Genomic DNA, 342 nt, shown 5'->3' on the forward strand with positions numbered 1-342 from the left:
ACCGGGGCCGCGGCGGATCCGGCGAACGACCCTTCGGGCCCGCCTGCCGACATGATGCAGCTGACCCCCAGCCCGATCCAGGCGACGCCCCTGCCCGATGCGGCCCAGGGCCTGCCCTTGGGCGACCCGCTGACGCCGTCGGAACGCGACGGGCTGCGCTTTGCGATCCAGGACTGCTGGAACCTGGGCGCGCTGTCGGTCGAGGCGTCGCAGATGACCGTCTCGGTCGGGTTCACGCTGTCGCCGGACGGGGTCCCCGACCAGAACAGCATGCGCATCGCCGGCTATCAGGGCGGCAGCGAATCCGCGGCCCAGCAGGGGTTCGAGGTCGCGCGCCGCGCC

General features: G+C 73.4%; 1 pseudogene. It reads left to right on the plus strand.

Annotation, left to right across the window (positions count from 1 at the left end):
• Window positions 1-342 (plus strand): annotated as a pseudogene (locus tag TW83_RS21385) (hypothetical protein); the annotation flags it as partial.

The sequence above is a fragment of the Paracoccus sp. S4493 genome (genome assembly GCF_000967735.1).
In the GTDB taxonomy this organism is placed as follows: Bacteria; Pseudomonadota; Alphaproteobacteria; order Rhodobacterales; family Rhodobacteraceae; genus Paracoccus; species Paracoccus marcusii.